This is a genomic window from Paenibacillus prosopidis, assembly GCF_003337375.1.
Classification (GTDB): Bacteria; Bacillota; Bacilli; order Paenibacillales; family Paenibacillaceae; genus Pristimantibacillus; species Pristimantibacillus prosopidis.
In genome coordinates, this window is sequence record NZ_QPJD01000004.1 from 372,628 (window position 1) to 393,149 (window position 20,522).

The window sequence follows — 20,522 nt, forward strand, 5'->3', positions numbered from 1 at the left end:
AAAGTCGCTGTTCCTCCAAAATTCCAGAATCCATCCAGAAAGCCGCTGCCCGTATATCCTGGATGATTAGTATTTACCTGAACCCCGCCTGACAGCCCGGCTTGTTCGGCTTCAAGTTGAATGGTGGCTTCATTCGATTGGGACAACAACGCAACCAGGTAGGTCAGGGGCGAGTTGTAATTCAAGGCTTGCTCGTTGGTTTCCCAGTCGATGCCGGAACCGTTGTAAGCCTTGCCGCTGAAGGTATAGCGTCCGTTGTTGTTAGGACCGCCAGGCATGTAACCGCTCGGCATCTCCAAGAGATAGTCTGCACTGTAAATTTCATGGATGGTTTTAGTCACTCGGCGCTCCCCGTGACCGGTAATATAGCTCATCTGAAGCGGGTTAATCCCCAGCAGATAGTTAAGATTGCCGGCGGCAACCTTCCGGACATCTTCATTATCCAGGCCGAGAATGCGGCTGCCGATCGCGAGGCCAACCGGAACGCCGGCCGCATTGGAGTTCGCTCCCCAATAGAAATCATTTAAAGTGGCATTCCGCCACACAGCTTTATTCAAATTGGCGTTGATGATCAAGTTACGCCATTGGATGAATTTATCGGTGAACCAAGTCTTGACTGCGGCGTTCGGCTGCCCGCCCATCATGTAATGGTAGAATCCGATCCTGTGCAAGGAGCCGATATTGTGCGAGAACGTTTCTTCCTCGAATGCAGAAGCGAAATTCAAGTAATTGGCGACGACGTAATTGCTATACACTTGCTCTCCGGTTGCCCGGTACAGCGTCGCTGCCGCATAGAAGCGGTCGTTCACATCGCTGCTGGAGTTGTACGGACCATCTGGCTGCGGGATGAATTCCGGATGCTGAACCAGATAGTTCCATCCGCGGATAGCGGCGGCCTTCAACGTTTCGGCATAACCCGTCAACCCCGGAACATTCTTCATGACGATATACGCATGAGCCAGAGCCCCAACTGCAGCGCCAGTGTGGAATGTCGGTATGAGTCTATTGCTTGCAGTTCCATCCATAATAAAGCGGTTTGGTTGTTTATCCCGAATGACGAAAGCATAGAAGCCTCCTGTGGCCTCATCCTGCATTTTGAGAATAAAATCCGTTTCAACCTTGATCTCGTCCAGCAGATCCGGGATGCCGTTTCCGCTTTCCGGGATATTGAGCGAATGGTCCTGGAATTGGCTCGGAAAGCTCTCGTATGCCCAAAGGAGATCGGAGACGGCTGTCGCTCCCACTGTGACATATTTGCCCAAGTCGCCGGCATCCCACCAGCCGCCACCAACATCTTTCGTGATCGTCGGATTAGACTGGAACGGAAGGTTGTAATCTTCCTTGTGATCGCCGGTCCTGGCGAAGATCCCTGCGTGTTTCGCTAACAGATCCTCATTGGCGCGCTGGAAGTAAAAGAACTTCTGCACATCTTTCAAAAGAGTGCTGTAGATGCTGCCGTCGCCGATCTGAAATGCAATGGAAGGTTGAGCGACCCCATCCACAGTCAGTACATATTTGCCCGATTTGGTCAAACCGGAGAAGTCCGCCTTCAGCACCTTCTCCCCGGAGGAGACATCATACGCTGTGACTAAGGACAACGCGCCGGAGTAAGCGATGCTCATATCCGATGCATTTTTCACCTGAAAAGGAGTGCCGGGCATCGCGGTCAGCTCGTTGTAATACCCGCTCACCATTGCGTATTTCTCGCCGATAAGAGGATAACCGACCTGATTTACCTTGATCGGGGCATAACTTGCCGCCTTATCCGGTGATTTGATGACGATGTTGCTGAGCCAGAACGTCGTCGGGAAGGTACTCCCTTTGAATCTCAGCATTTGCACACTGGAACTATGGAATATGCTATTGGCGTTAAAGATATTCTTCAATGGAATGGAATAATGCTTCCATTCGGTCGTAAGACTCTGCGGAAGGGAAGCCAAGGCTTCCTCTGAGGTTTGATGCGGAGTCGTGTCATTATCCTTATAAAATTCGCCGTTGACCAGCCTTTCCGGGACGACGTCCACGAAGCCCACGGAGAAGGTTTCGCCGCCAACCGCTCCGATCGCATCGAACTCTAATGTGCCATTTTCGTAAGGGCTTATATCCAACGTCTGCCAACCGTTCAGGGTATAATTGGCCCCCCAGGAGTCGTTGTTTGCGATCTTCTTCGCTACCTTGCCCTGATAGGTTTCATCGGTTACCGTATTGCCGGAGCCGTATGCAAAATCATTGATCACGAGCTCCTTAAGCTTGTTCCATTCCGCTCCTCCCGGAGGCAGATAAGGATCGTCGTCAGCAGCTGCGGCGGGTAGCGCGCACATCAGCAGAAGTGAAACGGACATACATAAGGAAATGATTTGTTTGATGAAGCGAAGCGACTTTTTCCTTGTGTTCATCTTGATAGTCTCCTTTTTTTAAAGTCTATGTTTTTGAAAGCGCTTACTAATTGATTATATTACATTGCTTGATTATAAACCTTGATTATTAGGCCATAAAATAACATGATATAGACATCGTTCAACCCTATTGTTGCTAATACTAAAGGAAGCTTCCGAACAAAATACAGAGCGTATAAATATTGGAAAGCAAATATAGTGAACCCTAAGCTTATCCCAACTTTGGTTGAAGCTCCTTTAGAACAGATTCCGGTGTTCTTGAGAGACGAAGAAAAGCTGCCGATCGTTTGATGCTATATTCATAAATCCGGGATAAGATGATAAAGGTACTGGGGCTTCGCGAGGAAGTGACCCGGTACCTTTTCGTTTTCTTTGATAAAAGTCTATGGGCAACCTTCGCCTCGGGACCACCTCTTCGACCGATAGTCGCATCGCCCGCATAGAAAGCAAAAAACCGATCGATACCGGGCGTCATTACCTGGTAATCGATCGGTTTGAGTTTGGGCGATCAGCCGACAATGCCTGTCCGCTCGATCCCTTCAACGAAGTACCGCTGCACAAAGAAATAAATGATAATAAGCGGCAGGATAGCGAGCAGAATGCCTGTATCCTGCACCATGCTCAAATAGAAAGGATCTGCCTGGGAGGAACCTGCACTAACAAGACTGTTTAGGTTGTATGGCAAGGCAGACAGTTGGACAGACATGACCTTGCCTGACGACAGATACGTTGTCGTAAAGAAGCTATCGTTCCATTGCCACACGAACGAAAAGAGCAGTACGGTGATAATCGCCGGAATCGCGTTCGGGAGCATGATTCGGGAAAACGTCGTCCCGACCCCTGCGCCATCGATATATGCGGCTTCCTCGACCTCTTTGGGAATTCCACGGAAAAATTGTCTGAATATAAAAATATAAAGCCCCGCTTTCAGTGAATTGGCTGTCAAGGCTGTCAGTATGAACGGCCAGTAGGTATTCAGCAGATTGGCGGATTTGCCCGTGAGCAATGGAATTAGCCCCATAAGAGTAAAATCCTTCAGATTGAGATAAAGGGGAATGAGAATCGTCGAAGGCGGAACCAATATGGTCAGAATGACTCCGGCAAACAGCAGATTGCTTCCTTTGAATTTCAGCCGTGCAAATCCATATCCAGCCAAAGCGCAAGATATCGCAGTAAGGATTGTAGTAGAGATCGACAGCGCAAAGGTATTGACCAATGTTTCCCAGTAATCCATAATCATGATTGCTTGCTTAAAATTATCCCAAGTATAGTGAATGGGAATCCACATCACGATCGGCGAATATAGATCCTCCTTATCTTTAATCGCAGTCGAAATTTTTTGCAAAATCGGATACAAAATCAAAAACGACAGTCCTGCAATCAATACAAGACGGACGAATGACCAAATCCACCTTTTCCAGGATTCTAGCGATAGCAGTCGGGAATTGCGCACTCGTACATCCCCCCTAATCATAATAAAAAACTTTCCTCGATATCAGATAGGTGCTTATCAGCAAGATTAGAGCAACGGCCAGAAAGTAGATCGTTGCCATCGCCGAGCTAAGACCGAAATTAAAAGCGGAAAAACCGGTGTCCAGAATCAAGTCCGTTATTTCGTTGGTGGAGACCGAATCAACAATGGTATAAATCACATTGACCAGAATAAGCGGACTGACCATCGGGAACGTAATCTTCCAGAAGGCCTCGTAGCCGGTTGCCCCTTCCATCTTGGAGGCTTCGTACAGCTGCGGCGAGATGGTCTGGATTCCCGCGAGGAAGATCAGAATCTGAACGCCCGATTGACTGACAATCTGATAGATACGGTCAACGGATCCTGTGAGATAATTGACGATCCATTCGCTAACCCCGGCTTGCAGCATCATCTTCTCCAACTCAAAGCTCTGCAACGAACGAACGACCTTTGCCCCTGAACTTGCATCGCTTATCGCTTGCACCAGGCTTGTGCTCTCCAGATTCATAATAACGCCGGATGCCAGAATGACGGGAAGGAAGAAGATCGCCCGGGCAGCGGATCTTCCGATGAATTTCTGGTTCAGCAGCACCGCCAGGAATAAACTGAAAATGACGATCAGCGGAATATTGACCACGATATTCACGATTGATTCGGTCAGAACGCGGTTGAAGCTTGTGTTTATCGTTAAGGCTTCCACGTAGTTTTTGAATCCGATGTATTTAACCGTGATCCCTTCCGAATTGGCCGTAATCGAGCTGAAGCTGAATTGCAATGAACTCAACAAAGGTACGAAGAAAAAGAAAATAAATCCGAGCAGCCATGGCAAAACGTAAAGAAATCCCCATTGTGCCTTTTTTTCCGCGTAAGTCCTTTTCAACAGGCGAGATTTAAGTATGGATTTCATTTTTGTACACCACCCATTACATAGCCTCCGGCTTCGACGTTTAGGCCATCCGCCTGTACCATTGATCGATTGTAGTTCACAATGACATAGATACCGTTCTCATAAACGGTTTTGAAGACGCCGTCGCTTAACTTCTCATGCGAAATCATCTTCTGGTTCTGCACTTTGCCCAAAACTTCATTCACATTCTCATAGATCTGCGCAGCCTGATCCAGCCATTGCTCGTAGTTAACGGCGTACAAGTCATTGTAGTCCGTATCCTTTACTTTATCACTCGGTTCATGAATCCATTTAAAGTAAACGCCGGAGCCATATTCCAGACTCTTCAAAATATACTGGTTCATGTCCGTAAAGGTCGACAGATTATAAGGCTTACCTGTATAGTCGATGTATCCGCGAACGACCATTTGATAGAATGGAATTTCTTCGTCTTCAATCTTGAACCCGCTATTCGTCATCGGTGCATTCGTAATATCCGTAACATACGGAAACGCGTAGGCGTTGCCGCCATTCGCTATAATCTCGAGATCCCGTTCGCGAATCTTGGTCAGCGCCTGTTTCGATATCGACTCCGACTCCGTTCGGTCGATCTGAAGGCTTGTCCGATAGTCGGTATTCAATCGGCTGCCCATATCCTGCAGCGATATCCCTTCAAGACGATAGCCGTCCAGATCGTTCAGCATGGAATCCACAACCTTCAAAATGTAACGCGGCGATACAACATAGGACGGAACTTTACTGCGGTCGCGCTGATTTGAGACGGGTTCAATCGGGTAGATCGCGGCAGGATCTCCTCTTAATGTTCTGGAAGCTTCCTTGGTTACATCGAAGCCATCGCTTGTACGCGCCTCTGCGATGTAGACATCCGGGAAAAAGGAAAGATCCTTGTCCTGAGCGAAGGAGATAAATTCCCGAAGCGCTTTGCTCCCTCCTACAGCTCCATCAACCGAAACATGATCCGGAACCTCATGATCAAGTCCTTTATTAAACCAACCCGAATACTGAAGCTTAATATTCCGAATATTGCGCTCCTGCACCTGATTTACGATATCCTCTGCTTGTTTAAAGGTTGTCAAAGGTTCGAGCGCCTTATAGGGAATTCCCACGGCATGTTTATTTTTGGAAATGCTTCCGATCAGCTGCAAATAAAACGGCACATCTCCGGAATTTAAATCGCTTGCCGACTTCAGTTCGGGAAGTCCATGCGTTTTGATCAAATACTGTTGATAGTACTTCGCCATTCCGGTATAAGTGGCTTCATCTCCGCTCAGGAAAGCGTAACGGATCGTAAAGTCCGATTTTGTCGGATTCTCTTGATACCTAGGCAAGGAACGTTCCTGACCGTTCGCGTCCAGGGAGACCTGGTCCTTATTGATCACATAAAAGCTTGGATAAATATGGTTATAGCTATGCAGCCTGCCGCTTACATCTGCATGAACGCTTGCAACGGAATCGCCTTCTTCAATAATGCCGAGAAAGGCTCCATCCTTGCGAAGCATTCCGAATACCGGCAGTCTGGCTTTTTCTTCCCCGACGCCGTCTTTGACACTCTTCATCGTTAGATCGGATCCATAGATCCTTTGTTCGTAGGATGGATACTTGGTTTTGCCATTGTTGAAATGAATAAGCGCCCCTGATCCGTCCGGTACAAATAAGGAGCCTTCTGACTCCTCTCCTTCTGCGCCGAAGAAACCAAGAACCGATATCGTGTGAATCGGATACTCATCTGAGTAATGAATGCCGGATGCCGGCACCTTGACCACAAGACTATCGTCATCCAAGGTATACTCGATCGAGGCAAGGAATATACGCGGTTCAGGTTTGGTTTGCTCCAGCTGAAACGCTTCGAGATCCTTCCGGAAATCTTCATCCGTATAGCCGGCATCTTCTAATGCCTGTAGAGTCCGTTTCAGTTGAATCCCGGCCAGAGAATCGTTCCGCACATACACAGAAGGGTCTGCATCCTCTCTGTAGGCAATCATCAGCGCGCGCTGGCCCGTTTTATCCACTTTACCCTTAAGTTCCTCTAAGCGTTCTTTCGTCAGCTTGCTTGGAATATCGTCAAGCGTTTTCTCTTCCGTTCCGAATTGATAAGTCACTCTAATGCCGTTAGGAATGTTTTCGAAGCTGACTTGCTTATGAATGACACTATCCGAATAGGAGTTGACCGAGCTGAGCTGGCCGAATGCGTTATGGAAATCGAGCTTCAATTGAGCGGATAATATATCCTTGTTAATTCCTGTCGCGAGTTTATCGGATTCTCGATCCGGCGGATTGCTATACCATACTTCTCCGCTATTTTTATCGAGAACGGCAATATCTCCCGATTGATCGTCTGCGAATAATTGCAGACGATTGTTGGCTGCAACACCTTTCATATCCGCGACTCGAGGATCCGTGAAGGAAACGGCCAAAGCCGTTCCCTTAACAAATTCCGCTGCAGCAGAGCGATTTGCCTCCGTTTGCTTGTCAGAACTGGAGCCCGCACAACCAGCAGTCATTATTCCGAAGAGGAACAACGAAGTCAGCAAGGCATATTTTTTCAAATTCATGGCTGCGCATGCCTCCTTCCTTAGCTTCTCAGGTCAATTTCCTGGTAAATAGTTGTTGCAAATGATGAGATTTGCTGAATCAGGCTAAAGAAAAGCAAGCACAGGAACGCCAGAAACCCCATGGCGACAACCGATAACAGAAGGGTGCCTATGGTTTTTGACGGCGTAAATTGATGAACCGTCATATTCCCGACGAACAACAGGTACAATGACCAGATGAGGGCGATGCTGTGCGAGAAATAATAGAAGCCCGTCTCCTGGATCGAGATGACGTTGCTTAACCAAATCCATGGAAATGGGATGATGATCATAGGAATGAAGGCAAAGCAGGTCGACGTGAAAATTTCGACAAACTTCCCTTCTCCGTCCATCAAGGTCGTGAGCGACCAATTGGCCACGCACCAGAACAACACCGGAAGCAGAACATACAGAACCTCCATAAAGCTGTTCATGTTAGCGGGATTGTATATATTGACGAGGAATCCGCTATACTGGCTGCTCATGATATTGGTTATGGCCAAGAGAAACAAGATCAAGAAGGAAACGATCAGATTCGTTTTTTTGTTCCATTCATACTTTAAATCCCAATAGCCGTTAAATGGGTGCAGAATCAGATAAAATGGGTGTTTAAGCAGTTCACTGTTCAATTGCGGCACGTTTCCTTCCCCCTTTCCATTGCCGGAGCTTCCTGAACGCTATTGTGCCGAGCGCGATCAAGACAATGCCGGTCATGACCGCAGGGAAGTATTCGCGCAGCACTTCCTTGCGATAGAGCAGGAATGCCTTCGAATAGTTCGGCTGATCCTTGCTTTGCTTAAAATATTTCATCGCCTCAGCGTATTTCCCTTGCCGAAGCAGCGCTTTGCCGATCCCGGCATAGGCGAATTCCAGGTTGGCGTTCATATTGATTGACTTCTGGAATAAGGCGAAGGCCGCCTCTTCATCGCCCTTGTAGTAGCTTCGCACGGCTTCGTTCAGGGTCCGGCCGTATTCTGTTGTCTCGAATAACGTAATTTCCCCGAGCGCCTTATCCAGGACGAGAAATTGATCCCCTACACGCTCGATGGCTGACGGCGTATTGAATTCGCCCAGCTGATTGCCCAGACCGCCGAATACATACATGAAATGTCCATCGCCGTTGTATGTGAAAATCCGTCCGCGCCTGGAATCAAGCACTGAATAGATTTCGCTGTCCGCGACATCGATGTCAATCAGTCTCGAAGCGTCCGTCTGAGACATGGCAGCGATGTCGCCGCGCGGGCTGAAATACCCCGTTCGCCTCAAAATATCGTTCCCCTGGGCATTTAATTTTTTGATCGTATCGCCAAACCTGTCGCCGTTCGTCGCATATATAAATCCTTCCTCGTTAATATCCAGGTTCGTAAATTCCGTAGGCGTAAACATGACCATCTGACTCCGTTGGGCGCGGGTCGACAACCGTTTCCATAACAACTCTGCCGGATCGACCCTTACGCGGTTCGCGCCGATGAACGTCGAAAATTCGCCACTAGCATTAAATTCCATAAATCCGTCAAATACGCCGACGGCCATGACATAAATCCGCTGGGCCTTATCGACAACAACTCGAGCGGGTTGGAACTGGAACTTCTCCTGGAATAGCTCGGACTCCGGATTCTCGATCACCTTCACAAGCTTGCCATTCGAATCGAGATGGACAATTCTTTTGTTGCCCGTATCAGCGACGTATATTTGCTTGTCTTCGGTTACAAACAGGCCCTGCGGGCTCATAAACTTATCTGGCCCCCCGTTCCCATCGAAGGAATCGATGATTCGAACTGGCTTAAAGCTCGAATCCATCACCACGATTCGATTATTGCCGGAGTCCAGCACATAAATTTGCTTGTCTGCCGTAACGTGTATATCGTTCGGTTCCTTAAATGGTCCGACGCCGAGACTGTCGCCATTCAAGATGGCCGTTGCCCGATAGGCGGCAGGCGAGGCGACAGTAACTCCCCAGTAGGAATAATTATAGGATGCGGGAGTTTCATCGGCATGAACGATCGCGCTTCCCATTCCAATGCTTAGCAAACAGATGAGCGTCGTGAGGATAAATGTCCTTGTTTTATATATGCTGCTCAACATAGCGTCTCATCCTTTCTACTCTTTCATCCCGGAGGTCGCCATCGTCTGCATGACGCTGCTCTGCGAGATGATAAAGAGCGTAATCGGAACGATCATCAAGAGAAGGGCAACCGCCGCTCCAACGCCTGCGCGGGCGATGCCGCCTGCCGAGATTTGGCCAAGCGTGTAATGGAGCGTCTTCAGGTTCTCGCTATAAATGAAGTTGCCTCCGTCTGTCCCCCATAATGCGGGGAACTGCAAAATCATAAGCGTCAGCCATGCGGGCTTTACGTTCGGCATGACGATGCTCCAATAAATCCGATATTCGTTCGCTCCGTCGATTTTGGCCGCTTCCAGCAGCGCATCCGGAATCTGTTCCATGAATTGCTTCATGAGGAACAGTCCGAGCGGGAAGGCGAGAGACGGCACGATAACCGAAGCGTGTGTGTTGATCCAGCCGAGCCAGGACATGACTATATAGTTCGGTATCGCGGTAACATGTCCAGAGAACATTAGGGACAAAATGACGATTGAGAACAAAGTCCCCGATCCCCAAAATCGGTATTTCGCCAGAGGATAGGCCGCCGCAGACGCCAGCAGAATATGGCCAACCGTCCCGATGATCGTAATAAACAGGGTATTGGCGATATAGCGGGACAGCGGCACCCACGAGTTCCCCATCAGGGCGAACAGGTCGAAGAAGTTGTCCAGCGTCGGATTGTTGACCAGAAACCGCGGCGGGAATATAAACAGTTCGTCAAGCGGCTTGAATGCATTGCTTACCGCATAGATGAGCGGAAGCGCCATAAACGCGCCGAAAACGGCAAGAAGCGCGAACAGTAAAAAACTGACGGCAAAAGATCGGTTTAACCGCCTGGGGGTCCGGAATACAGCTAGCATCCTCATGTTTTATTCACCTACCTTTCGCAACAGTTTTTGCGTCAACTTATTGGCTCCGATCATAACGCAGAAGAGCACTGTCGCGATAGTAGATGCATAACCCATCTCGAAGCGGATCGTGCCGAAGTCCATCAAGTGCGTTACGATGGTATGTCCCGCGTAGTTAACGCTTGGAAATCCGGCGAGCGCAATCGATATATCGGCGACCGCAAGTGAGCCTGTAATCTGCATAACGGCTCCGAACATCAGCTGCGGCCGCATGGACGGCAGCGTTATGAACCATAACTCCTGCCAGCGGTTCTTGATGCCATCTACGGCTCCCGCTTCGATCAGCGACCGGTCGATCGTCTGAAGACCTGCGATGAAGGCCAGGAAGCTGGTGCCCAGACTAAGCCACAGCTGGACGATGATGATAATAGGCAGAATATATTGTTCATTCGAAAGCCATTGAATCGGTTCGAGGATAAAACCGAATCTCATAAGGAACCCGTTCAAATAACCGTAGCTGTCTCCAGAGAATACGATCAGCCAAATAAAGAATACGTTCCCCGAAATAGACGGCGCATAAAACACAAGGGTCATAACCGCTCTGACCTTGGGCGACAGTTCATTGATAATCCAGGCAAAGAGAAAACATGCGATATAGCTGACCGGACCGGTCACGACTGCGAACATGAACGTATTCTTCAAGGCGATCATGAACACATCGTCGCCCAGGAACAATCGGGAGTAATTCTGCCAGCCTACGAATCTCGGAAACTCCAGCATGTTAAAATAAAAGAAACTGAGTGCCAGCGAGATGACGACTGGAATGACCGTAAAAGTGAAGAAGATCAGCATGTACGGACTCATCAGCAAGTAGTAATGCTTGTTTTTACGAAGCTCTCGGACAACATTAGCGAGTCGTGACGGCTTCTTTGCCTGGATGAGGCTCGACGCGGCATGACGGTTTACTTCTGCTTGCATCGGCTTCCACCCCCTAACTAATTCTGCAGATTGAATTCCTTCCGCTTGAGTGCGATTTCGTCATTAATGTACAAAATATAATCCGAAAGGGCTTCGCGCGGATTCTCGCTCTCGTTCACGACGCGCCGGAAGGCGTTATCCAGATGCCTGCCGGTGAAATACCCGCCCGGCACTTGAGGGATGCCCCTTACCCATTGCCATTGGCGTTCAAGATTGTTGAAATCCTTGATTGGCCATGGCAGCTGCTCCAACGCTTCGATGTTGGCTGTCGGATAGCGCGCGGCCTCGCCGAGCAACCCTTCCAGCTCTCGACCGTAAGCGATTTGAGTATCCTTGTCGGTCCACCACTTCATGAATGACCATGCCGCGTCTTTGTCGCCGGCATTATCCAGCATCATGACCGCGGTCGTATGGCTGGCGACCTCATGACTTACAGATCCGTCCTTGCGCTCGGTGCCGGGTACGATGGTAAAGTCCCACAACCCTTTGATCTCCGGCGCCATAACCGTCAGCATATTGTACGTTGTATAATCGGCAATACCGATCGGCATCTCGCCAGTCCGGAACCGATTAGCGAAATCCGCTTGCAGCGGGAATTTGTAGTTCGTATAAAATTGTGTCCAGCGCTTGAAAACCTGCATGGAAATCTCGGAGTCGAGTGCGCTCTTCATGTCATTGTCCCGGTAGAACTCGCCGCCGTTCTGGTAGAGCAGCATGGCGAACGCCGCATTCGGAACCAGAGTCGCATTGTTCGTAGCCGATTCGATCGGCAAATAAAACTCCATGTTATGCTTCTGCAGCACCGAAATCATGTTATAAACATCCTGCCACGTCTTCGGAGGCTCCAAGTCAAGTTCTTTGAGAATATCTTTGCGATAGAACAGCATCGGGAAAGTCTGCTGCTCCGGCAGCGCATATACCCCATCGTCATATTTATAAGGAGTTATTGCGCTTTCGCGGAACCTTGAAGCGACTTCTTCGAAATCCGGGAAAGCAGTCAAATCGGCTGCGGCTTTCCTCATCGCATAATTGACAGGGAGATCCTCGCCGGCCTGCAAGGCAACATCCGGTCCTTCGCCTGCCAGGACAGCCGGAAGCAGGATGCCGCCCGGGACGAGCCGTAAATTTACCGATATGTTCGTCTCGGGCGTAAACGTGTCGTCAATCAACGCTTTCAACACTTGCGCCTGGTCCCTTCCCGTAGTTACCCAAACCGTGACGGAACGCCCGCTTTCTTCCGTGCTGCCGATACTATCGTAGTCCTCGGTATAAGAGGCGACATAAGCGCCCAGCTCGTGCTTCATTTTCTCAAGCAATGTCGCTTTCGCCCTCGGAAGCTTGCTGTCTGGAGACGCGACGATCAGATAATCGAGCGTAAGCGGCTGTTCGCGCACGGTCAGAATCCATGTGCCAAGACCGCCGACATTCACCTTGAAGGAGTTCAGACGGTTCGCGATCGTTTCCGGCTTCTCCGCCATTTCGTTCAACTGCCTTACCATCGTATGAAGAACAGCGACTTTATCGCTCCTCTCCCCTGTCGAATGTTCGAGATAATCCGCCACAGCCTGGATATTGACAGCTTGTTCGCGGACAACATCGATCATGCCGGGAATCCGCTTATCCAGCTGATAATCGCGGTAAGGGTCCGGCGTATTCGAGGTAATTAACAAAATTTTTCGATACATTTCGTTAAGCTTCAGCACGCTCGATTCAATCGTCTCAATAAGCGGAGCGAGCTCGCCGAGCGAAACCGCCATGCGAATGGTATGTTTCCCTTTCGTCAGATGGAACAGGTAAGGCTCATCCCCACCCAGCACATCAGTTTGCCAATCCATATTGAAACTGAATCGCGTCCGTTTCATTTCCTGGAATGGATATTTGCCATCGATCATGATGCTGCGCGTCGCATAGACGCCCCGCAGCTGATCCTGTTTGCGCTTTAGAGCAATCTGGTACAACCCATCCTCTTCCACTTCGAATTCCCATTCAATCCACTGTCCCGGCAGCTTCCAGTTAAGGCCCCCACTGGCGTTGACCCGAATTTTCGAAGCGCTGTACGGCGTGACCGCAGGGCTTGACCGATCGGAAATCGGATATAGCGTTGGAGAAGATTTTAGGGTCGCATCCTCTGCCTGAATCACTATGAATTGACCCTCGGCGGCTGCAGCTCCTTCGGCTTCATATTCGGCTTTCCGTTCTTCATAGGTTTTTGTCTCGGGCTCCTGGTATAACTCGATGTAGTCGATTGCCATCGGTTCCCTCAAGGAAGTCAAAGAAACGGTCTGAACCCCTCCGCCGAAATAAAACAAATAGGGCTCGTCAATGTAACCTTCATTGTCCTTGAAGGACGCGATTTGCCAAGCCGGCTTCTCTATCTGCCTCGGGCGCAAATCGTTTCCGCGATTGTCCCGCTCGATTTCGTCTTCGCGATTGCCCCAATATCGATCAAACAATAAGATTTCGGCTTCTTTAAAAGGCACTTCCTGATTGATCAAGAACTCTCTCTCGATTGCGGAGCTTTTCCCCTCAATAGGAAAATAATGAATTCGAACATGGTATAGACCCGGTTGGTCAACCTGGACCTTCCAACTAATTGTACCCGACTCGGGCGTCAACACAGCTTGACCCTCCAGGCCTTGAAATCCATTCGCAAGCTCAAAGCCGTCCCCTTCGAGTGCAGCATACTGCTCGCCTTCGATGCGGATTTCCGCCGCCGGTCTGTCCTCGGCCGAGTAGCGTTTCACATAGGTGCCATATCCGTCTTTTGCATCTGAACCCGTTACCGCTGCAAAATCGCTAATAGCCTGAACAACGCCGCTGCTTTTTTGACTTGATGAGTAGATCGCCCATATGGACAAACCTAAAACAAAAAAAATAAATATCCATTTCAGTGATTTCTGGCTTCTGACGCTCAATTCTGCTCCCCTCCCGCGGCAAGAGTGAATTCAAACAGTCCACATTGTTAAAAGAGATGCGGACTGTTTGATCACTTCAATCGTTATTTCTTATAGACTTCATCGATTGCCGCCTGGAAAGGCGTTTTATAAGTCTCGATGACCGTGGATACGGATTGGCCTTTCGCAATCTCGTCACCAAACGCATAATATGGCATGCTCGGAAACGTAGCTAAACTGTCGAGATAGAATCTGTTAGACGCTACTTTAACATTATTGATATCAACTTCGTTGTCAAACATCGTCTCGTACCAAGACTGGAGATGATAGTCATAAACTGAATCGTAATCCTCTATTTTCTCCCAGATATAAACGAGCTGCTCCGGATTCTCTACTGCCTTCGGAATTACCATTGCCCACGGATTGCTATCAGGTGTATTGTAGGAAGTTCCATTCGGTCCTTTAGGGAAAGGAATAAAGCCGAAATCAAAATCCTTCATGTCTTTCCTCAAACCTTCCGCCTCATACGCTCCACTTAAATACAACAACGTGTTACCTTGACGGAAAAATTGACTTGGCTCCGTCCAATCGCCGCCCTCGGAAGGTCTGACTAGTTTTTCGGTATTCAGTTTGGATAGGAAATTCAAAGCTTCGACGGTTTTAGGATCATCCAGGTTTTGCTTATCCCCCTTCACCAAGGCTGTCTCGTTGGAAGCAAGCGCTGAATCCAAAAAGCCGCCGCCTGCCAATCCCCATGTATCAAGCTTTCCATCGTTGTTCGTATCTTTATTAGCCTCTTTGATCACTTGAATGAACGTTTCCCAGTTCCAATTATCTTCATCAACATATTCTTGAAGCGGTTTCATGCCGAGATTGTTCATCAACGTGCGGTTGTAGAAGAATCCGGTTGCTCCACCCGGGTACCCACCAAAACCATACCCTCTCCCGTTATACTGCATAATCTCATTCGTTACTTTCGGATCGAACACTTTGTCATTTTTCGTATATTCGTCAACCGGCCATAACAGATCTTGACTTACCAGCGTTGGAATGGTGTACGATCTGGCTATGCTGATGATATCGCCTACCGGTTCGCCAGCAAGCAGTGAGGCTGTAACCTTGTTCTGGTACTCGGCTTGATCGAGAACAACATATTCAACTTTGAAATTATGTTTCTTCATTAGAGCTTCAAGGTTCTTCTTCCTTTGGATATTATCCGGGTTGTCTTCCCCGATTTCCAAACTCCAGAAGTTTACAATCTTGATTGTTCTGCCGCCCATATCGAAATCCATCTCCGGCGTTTCCTTGGAATCTCCCGCGCCTACTTCAGCGTCAGTGGTCTCCCCGGAAGCATTCGTCGCCGCCGGATCGTTTGATGCCTTATCGGAAGCAGCATTGGTGCTTCCTGGATTGTTTTCGCTGTTGCTTCCGCTGCTGCAAGCCGCTAAAGAAAATATCAACATCAGACTAACAAGCAACATAACCAGTTTTTTGTTCTTCATGTTCATCCCCCTGTAATTGAAATGTAATCGCTGTCACTTTGATGCAATGTTAATGAAGCGGATTAAAATTGAACCCAAAATTCATCGATGTCGGAATGATGCCCATCGTCTCCGACCGCCTTTGCCAAACAAGAGTCGCCTTTTTTGACAAGTACGCCTTTCAGCTTGTGCTGCTATCCATTCCTCGCCTATCACCTCCTTGGCCGCTTCAACTCCACAAAACTCAGTTGAAAGCGATATCAAATCAATCCATTACACTTCGCGCATGGGACGAAATAAATCGATATAGTGTCCCTCCTGGCTTCTTTAAAATCATATTGCAAAAAATTAGTACGAACCTTCATTTTTTAGACATGGTTATAGCATAATTTAGTCATGACCCAATCAAGGTGGAATAAAGATCCCGTCATGCTTGAGTCAAGTTTTCTGGATCCAGAGCGTAAAAATATTGGAAAGCAAATAAAGTGAACCCTAAGCTTATCCCAACTTTGATAAAGAAAGTTCGTCCGAGCAAGTCGCATAGGTTTGCAATAAATGAAGATATTCGCCGAGCATTTTTTTGTTCGCGGGATGCGTTCCAGATAAAGAAAGAACCTCGCAGGCGAGGTTCTTTCAATTTCATGTAATGTAATTAGAGCAGCAGTTTATTCAAATCAAGTTCCTCAAGCTGCTGGAAGAGCTTATTATTTATTTCCTGACTGATCATGGGGGACCGTAATGGAGACAGATGTTTCCGTAACATTCCCTGCACCATCTGCGGCTCTATAGTTAATCGTATAAACAAGAGTCTCCGTACCCTTGGCTTTTTTGGCCAGCAGCATGAATTCCGTATCGAATGTGCCGAAATCGGCCTGTTGTACCATGGATTCGTAGCTGTCGACGGCTACGCTCGGCGTAATGGACAGCAATTCCACCTGAGACAGCTCATCCCCGGTTTCAACGGCAGCCGTTACCTTAACCAGACGGTTGTCGGCCGGCCACAATGTTTCCTTGTCCAGGACAACATTCAGGGTAGGAGCAGCCGTATCAATGATCAAGCTTCTGTACGCCCACTCCGACCAGGCGCCCCGATTGTCCTTCAATCGAACCCTGATCGACCAATCTCCGTCCGCCAATCCATCCAATGTGTATGAACTGGATGTGCCAGCCCGTTCACCGCTGTCCACGTCAACCGTCTCCCAACCGTTGCTGGAGGCTTGAACCTGATAGGCGGCTTGTACATCCGCATCGTCGGCGTCAAGGAATGTCCAGTCAAGCTGCGGACCGTTCAGATTGATCGCCTGGCCATCCTCATACGAGGTGATCGAGACGTCTGGAACCGAATTCGATTCGGACAACAGCGCAACCAAGAAGGTCAGGGGCGAATTGTAATTCAAGGCTTGCTCATTGGTTTCCCAGTCGATGGAGGAACCGTTGTAAGCCTTGGCGCTGAAGGTATAGCGTCCGTTGTTATTCGGACCGCCAGGCATATAACCGCTCGGCATCTCCAAGAGATAGTCGCCATTGTAAACTTCATGGATGGTGTTAGTCACCCGGCGCTCTCCGTGCCCGGTAATATAGCTTATCTGCAGCGGGTTTGTCCCAAGCAGATAGTTCAGATTGCCGCTTGCTACATTTCGGTCATCTTCATTATACAATCCCAGAAGGCGGCTGCCGATCGCGAGACCAACCGGAATGCCGGCATTATTAGAGTTCGCTCCCCAATAAAATCCATCCAGGGTGGAGTTCCCCCACACCGATTTATTCCTATTGGCATTGATGATAATGTCACGCCATTGTACAAATTTATCGGTAAACCATGTCTTCACTTCGGCGTTCGGCTGCTCCCCCATCATGTAATGGTAGAATCCCATCCTATGCAAGGAGCCGATATTGTGCGAGAAAGTTTCACTTTCGAAAATTTCAGCATGCTCCAAGTAATGAGCGACGACGTAATCGTTAAACACTCGCTCTCCGGTTGCCCGGTACAGCGTCGCTGCAGCATAGAAGCGGTCGTTCACATCGCTGGTGGAGAAGTATGGACCATCCGGCTGCGGGATGAATTCCGGATGCTGCTCCAGATACTCCCATCCGCGGAGAGCCGCTGACTTTAACGTTTCGGCATACGCCTCCAGCCCCGGAACATCCTTCATGACGATATACGCATGAGCCAGAGCGCCAACTGCAGCGCCGGTGTGGAATGTCGGTATGAGTCTATTGCTTGCCGTTCCATCCATGATATAGCGACCAGGTGAATGATCCCTAATGATGAAAGCATAGAAGCCCCCTGTGGCCTCATCCTGCATTTTGAGAATAAAATCCGTTTCAACCTTGATCTCGTCCAGCAAATCCGGGATGCCGTTTCCGCTTTCCGGGATATTCAACGAATGGTCCTGGAATTGGCTCGGAAAGCTCTCGTATGCCCAGAGGAGATCAGAGATGGCTGTCGCTCCCACTGTGACATATTTTCCCAAGTCGCCGGCATCCCACCATCCGCCGGAAACATCCTTCGTGATCGTCGGATCGGACTGGAACGGAAGGTTGTGGTCTTCCTTGCGATCGCCGGTCCTGGCGAAGATCCCTGCGTGTTCCGCTAACAGATCCTCATTGGCGCGCTGGAAGTAAAAGAACTTCTGCACATCTTTCAAAAGAGTGCTGTAAATGCTGCCATCGCCGATCTGGAAGGCAACGGAAGGTTCAGCGACCCCATCCACAGTCAGCACATATTCGCCCGGTTCGTTCAGACCGGTGAAGTCCGCCTTCAGCACCTTCTCCCCGGAGGAAGCATCATAGGCTGCGACCAAGGACAACGCGCCGGAGTAAGCGATGCTCATATCCGATGCCTTTCTCACTTGAAAAGGTGTGCCGGGAACAGCGGTCAACTCGTCGTAATAGCCGCTCACCAAAGCGTATTTCTCGCCATTAACGATATAACCGACCTGATTCACCTTGATCGGAGCAAAGCTTGCCGCCTTATCCGGCGATTTGATGACAATATTGCTGATCCAGAACGTTTTCGGATTGTTATCCCCGGTGAAGTTCAGCATCTGCACACTGGAACTACTGAAAATGCTGTTGGAATCAAAGATATCCTTCAGCGGAACAGAATAATGTTTCCATTCGGTCGTAAGTTCCTCTCCTAACGGAATCGATGCAGTCACAGAGGTTTGATGCGGAGTCGTGTCATTATCCTTGTAAAACTCACCGTCGACCTGCCTTTCCGTGACGACATCAACAAATCCCACAGAGAAGGTTTCGCCGCCAACCGCTCCGACCGCATCGAACTCTAATATGCCATTTTCGTAAGGGCTTATATCCAACGTCTGCCAACCGTTCAGGATATAATTGGCTCCCCAAAAGCTGTCGACAGCGATTTTCCTCGCTGCCTGGCCCAGATACGTTTCATTCGTTGTCTGGCTGCCGTAATTCCATGCAAAATCATTGATTGCGAGTTCCTTCAGCTTGTTCCAGTCCGCGCCTCCGGGAGGCAGAAACGGATCGTTGTCATCAGCTGCAGCGGGAATCGCGCACATCAGCAGAAGCGAAACGGATACAGCTAAGGAAATGATTGATTTAGTTAATCCACTCGACTTTTTACTTGTTTTCATCTAACTAGTCCCCTTCTTTAATATTTTCACGAAAGCGCATACATACGGCCTTCAAAATGATTATATGACACAGCTTGATTATAAACCTTGATATTTAGGACAAAAAAATAGCACGAAAGAGACATATAAGACCCCAGCGTATTTTTGGTATAAAAAAAAAGCGGTTAGGAGAAGATAGCTCCTTACCGCGTGTTTAATGCAGACTCAATAGGCAGCTCATCCACCAGATTGCTGCACCAGAATCTCAGCTTTCATTCCCCGCATTCCGTTGTCTTGATATATGCTCTGTACGTATGGGTAAAAGCGGAATCGCTTTTCATAATAAAATTTTTGGCCGTAGATTGAACCGTCGCAGAAACATAAGAACTCCACCACATGGATACGTTCCCCCTTGTCTTGTTTGCAACTTTATGCTATTCAGTGAAGCGTTTCGTCATAGAAAATATCGTTTTCTTAGCCATGCCTCACAGAGTTCCTGCCAAGCCTTCGCTTCAGGATGACCTTCGGCTAAACCTAGTCCATGTCCGCCGCTTTCAAATACATGCAAATCAAAAGGCACCTGATGGCGGCTAAGAGCTCCAGCAAAAAGCAAACTATTTTCAACCGGAACGTTCTCATCATCCGCCGCATGCCAGAGAAACGTTGGCGGGGTGTCCTCTGTCACTTGCTTTTCCGTGGACAATAAAGCAACAAGCGATTCATCCGGAGAATCGCCAAGCAGATGGTGCATGGACGGTTGATGACCATACGCTCCGAATGTGATGACCGGATAACACAAGATTAGCAAATTCGGACGGCTGCCCTGTCTTTCTATCGGATCGGATGACTGGTTATCTCCATTGTCATACAAAGTGCCTGTTGCGGATGCCAAGTGACCGCCTGCGGATAAGCCCAAAATGCCGACTCGCTCCGGATCGATGTTCCAATCCTTTGCATAATGTCTTACGGTTCGTACAGCCCGCTGCGCATCATGAAGCGGAATCGGATGTTGATACGGCGATACCCGGTAATTCAGGACGAAAGCGGATATGCCGAGCCCGTTTAACCACTTGGCAACCGGCTCACCTTCGTGCGCGGCGCGTCTGAGATATCTCCCGCCCGGACATACGATGACTGCAGGGCAAAGGTCTTTTCCATGCACAGGGTATACACTCAAACTCGGACATCCCTGGTTCTCATCGCCAATGCTTTCTTTGGATGCTCCAGACCATAATTCAATCGTACTCATATTGCCCCCATCAAGAAATTAATTGAATGTTGGAGCC

Annotated in this window: 12 protein-coding genes; all 12 read right to left on the reverse strand. The window is 48.8% G+C overall.

Features of this window, described 5'->3' with window-relative positions:
• Window positions 1-2,396 (reverse strand): glycoside hydrolase family 9 protein (locus DFP97_RS08365; protein ID WP_114379530.1); only part of this gene is annotated, 2,396 nt, incomplete at its 3' end.
• A gap of 508 nt (window positions 2,397-2,904) precedes the next feature.
• Entirely contained in the window at window positions 2,905-3,849 is a 945-nt protein-coding gene (locus DFP97_RS08370) for a carbohydrate ABC transporter permease (RefSeq protein WP_114379531.1), read from the reverse strand.
• A gap of 13 nt (window positions 3,850-3,862) precedes the next feature.
• On the reverse strand, window positions 3,863-4,774 hold the full coding sequence (locus DFP97_RS08375; protein WP_114379532.1) for a carbohydrate ABC transporter permease: 912 nt from the start codon (window positions 4,772-4,774) through the stop codon (window positions 3,863-3,865).
• Window positions 4,771-7,326, reverse strand: a complete 2,556-nt coding sequence (locus DFP97_RS08380; RefSeq protein ID WP_114379533.1) for a DUF5696 domain-containing protein — start codon at window positions 7,324-7,326, stop codon at window positions 4,771-4,773. Before DFP97_RS08380 ends, DFP97_RS08375 begins: the two co-directional genes overlap by 4 nt.
• A gap of 20 nt (window positions 7,327-7,346) precedes the next feature.
• Entirely contained in the window at window positions 7,347-7,982 is a 636-nt protein-coding gene (locus DFP97_RS08385) for a Yip1 family protein (RefSeq protein ID WP_114379534.1), read from the reverse strand.
• Entirely contained in the window at window positions 7,963-9,429 is a 1,467-nt protein-coding gene (locus DFP97_RS08390; RefSeq protein ID WP_114379535.1) for an NHL repeat-containing protein, read from the reverse strand. The genes DFP97_RS08385 and DFP97_RS08390 overlap by 20 nt, the downstream gene beginning before the upstream one ends.
• 15 nt (window positions 9,430-9,444) lie before the next feature.
• Entirely contained in the window at window positions 9,445-10,314 is an 870-nt protein-coding gene (locus tag DFP97_RS08395) for a carbohydrate ABC transporter permease (RefSeq protein WP_114379536.1), read from the reverse strand.
• A gap of 3 nt (window positions 10,315-10,317) precedes the next feature.
• Window positions 10,318-11,274, reverse strand: a complete 957-nt coding sequence (locus tag DFP97_RS08400) for a carbohydrate ABC transporter permease (protein WP_114379537.1) — start codon at window positions 11,272-11,274, stop codon at window positions 10,318-10,320.
• A gap of 17 nt (window positions 11,275-11,291) precedes the next feature.
• Window positions 11,292-14,126: an extracellular solute-binding protein gene (locus tag DFP97_RS08405; RefSeq protein WP_114379586.1), complete on the reverse strand. Its 2,835-nt coding sequence runs from the start codon at window positions 14,124-14,126 to the stop codon at window positions 11,292-11,294.
• Window positions 14,127-14,272: 146 nt separating this feature from the next.
• Window positions 14,273-15,670 carry an ABC transporter substrate-binding protein gene (locus DFP97_RS08410; RefSeq protein WP_114379538.1) on the reverse strand — a complete coding sequence of 466 codons (1,398 nt, stop codon included), beginning with the start codon at window positions 15,668-15,670 and terminating at the stop codon, window positions 14,273-14,275.
• Between the two features lie 683 nt (window positions 15,671-16,353).
• Window positions 16,354-19,257: a glycoside hydrolase family 9 protein gene (locus DFP97_RS08420; RefSeq protein WP_114379540.1), complete on the reverse strand. Its 2,904-nt coding sequence runs from the start codon at window positions 19,255-19,257 to the stop codon at window positions 16,354-16,356.
• Between the two features lie 433 nt (window positions 19,258-19,690).
• Window positions 19,691-20,485 carry an alpha/beta hydrolase gene (locus DFP97_RS08425; protein ID WP_114379541.1) on the reverse strand — a complete coding sequence of 265 codons (795 nt, stop codon included), beginning with the start codon at window positions 20,483-20,485 and terminating at the stop codon, window positions 19,691-19,693.
• Between the last annotated feature and the right edge of the window lie 37 nt (window positions 20,486-20,522).